2 protein-coding genes and 1 rRNA gene (1 of these 3 cut by a window edge) are annotated in these 2,500 nt (G+C 49.1%); all 3 read right to left on the bottom strand.

Annotated features, from left to right (window positions below):
- A 23S ribosomal RNA gene (locus C3B52_RS35045) occupies nucleotides 1-411 on the bottom strand; its annotated part reaches 2,538 nt to the left of the window's first position; the annotation flags it as partial.
- Nucleotides 412-702: 291 nt separating this feature from the next.
- Nucleotides 703-1,464, bottom strand: coding sequence for a TatD family hydrolase (locus tag C3B52_RS35040; protein WP_103110950.1), 762 nt, complete (start codon nucleotides 1,462-1,464; stop codon nucleotides 703-705).
- Nucleotides 1,465-1,558: 94 nt separating this feature from the next.
- A partial coding sequence (locus C3B52_RS35035; RefSeq protein ID WP_103110949.1) for an HD domain-containing protein occupies nucleotides 1,559-2,500 on the bottom strand: 942 nt, incomplete at its 5' end.

Genomic DNA, 2,500 nt, shown 5'->3' with positions numbered 1-2,500 from the left:
CGTCTCGGAGGGAATATACTTTCGACTACAGGGCTTTTACCTCGTATCGCGGGCCTTTCCAGACCTCTTCGTCTAATATGTTCCTTTGTAACTCCATGTGAGACGTCCCACAACCCCAGAGAGCAAGCTCTCTGGTTTAGGCTGTTCCGCGTTCGCTCGCCGCTACTGACGGAATCACTCTTGTTTTCTCTTCCTCAGGGTACTTAGATGTTTCAGTTCCCCTGGTATGCCTCTTGCTATCCTATGTATTCAGATAGAAGTGACTGACTATTACATCAGCCGGGTTTCCCCATTCGGACACCCCCGGATCAAAGCTTGCTTACAGCTCCCCGAGGCAGTTTCGTTGTTCGCCACGTCCTTCATCGGCTCCTAGCGCCTAGGCATCCTCCGTGTGCTCTTAGTAGCTTAACCAACGCTTCAGTTTCGCGCCATTCGCTCTGTTGTCCGTTTGTTTCCTGATCTACTAAACGAGTTAATAGGTGGAAACGAAACTTCCAAAGGATCGACTGTCACGAATCTTCCGCTGCTACTTTTATAAAAACTTGTTTTGACACAAGTTCAGCTAAAAGGAATATTTCTAATTGCGCAAATTCGTTTCGTTATCTAGTTTTCAAGGATCAATTGCCTCTCCAAAAGAAAAGGCGTTTTGAGAGTTGAACTCTCAAAACTGACCAACGAGTGAGTAACAGGCCGAAACCTGATTTAAGGGTGACTTCCTAAGAAGTAATTATTTGAATGCTCTCGTTGTTCCTCTAAGGACATGCCCTTAATCTCGGCTGCGGTCTCCGCCACTAATTTTACATAAGCGGTCTCATTTCGCTTCCCGCGGAAGGGGTGGGGGGTCAGATAGGGCGAGTCCGTTTCGATCAATAATCGATCGAGTGGAACCTGCGCCAATACCTCTTTAGGCTGCTTCGCATTCTTAAAGGTAATCGGTCCTCCAAATGAAATATGGAATCCCATATCCAGACACATTTTGGCCGTTTCCCAGCTCCCGGAGAAGGAGTGCATTACACCGCCGACCTCAGCGGCTTTTTCCTCCCTCAGAATCTTTACGATATCTTCATGTGCATCCCGGTTATGGATGACAATGGGCATGTTCAGTTCCCGAGCCAGTCCGATTTGGCGGCGGAACACTTGATGCTGTACTTCTTTTGGGGAGGTATCCCAATAATAGTCCAGACCAATCTCCCCGATAGCCACCACCTTCTCATGACTGCATAGGGAGGCGATCCAATCCAGATCCTGATCCTCCATGGTGATGGCATCTACAGGATGCCAGCCTACCGCTGCATATATAAAGTCATAGTTCTCTGCCAGCTTCATCGTGGTCGGTATGGTCTCCCGGTTAAATCCGATGTTAATCATCCGGCTCACGCCGGCTTCAAGCGCCCGCGCGATGGTTTCCTCCCGGTCCTCGTCGAATTGGGGAGCATCCAGATGAGTATGCGTGTCGAACAGCATGATTTTACCGTCTCCTTTCCTGTCGTTTCCTTGTCGTATATTTTCCTGCAGCACTGCTTATACCCATCATGCTGCGGTTGTCCTGATCACCAAGTTAATTCTGCTGCTTAAAAATCTCACCTATCTTCTCCGGCATCTGCTCCAGTAGCGGATACACCTTCTCCTCCGGAAAATAAAGATGATATCGCCCTTTATGAATGCCGCTGATAGAGCGTACAATATCGGACACCTCGGAAATTTCCCGCAGCTCATCATGCCGATCCAGAAGCAGGATCTGCTTCTCGTTAAGCGGCATATCAGAATGAACCTTATCATAAGGAAGATCGGTTGGAAAATCAATCTCCAGGTCATATTCCGGATGCAGCCCCGCATCGCGGAACGCTTGGCGTATCCCGTCGATGGTCTCCAAATCGATATTGTCGATTTCTACATATTTATAGAGCTTCCGGTGCATGAAACGGCCGCATAATTCGCCAAGAAGCTTGTCTTCCTCCTCGGTCCATTGCAGAAATGCCGTCTGAATAAGTGCTTCATCCAGGCGCAGGTATTGATTTACACCGATATTGCCTTCAAACAGGGCCGGAAGCGGCTCGACCATAAACCGGAAAGCGTACCCGTTGTCATGCAACTCTTTTGCACGGCGAAAAATTTGACGCAAGATGATCTCCGAACTTCGGGTGACAGGATGAAAATACACCTGCCAGTACATTTGGTACCGCGACATCAGATAATCCTCCACGGCGTGCATGCCGGATTCCTTGACCACCACGCGGTCACGGAACGGCCGCAGCATCCGCAATATCCGGTCGATGTCAATGGTCCCATAATTCACTCCCGTATAATACGCATCCCGCAGCAGGTAATCCATGCGGTCTGCATCAAGCGGACTGGTTACCAGGTTCATGACAATCGGCTTATCATACGTCTTGTTAATGACGGAAGCCACTTTCTCCGGAAAATCTGCCCCAAGCTCCTGCAGAACCTTGTTAACACAAGTATCGCCAAGCAGTATCCGGCATGTCCAATCCTCGTGGTT

This window comes from Brevibacillus reuszeri, from assembly GCF_002897295.1.
GTDB lineage: Bacteria > Bacillota > Bacilli > Brevibacillales > Brevibacillaceae > Brevibacillus > Brevibacillus reuszeri_A.
This window is presented reverse-complemented; position numbering and strand designations above follow the sequence as displayed.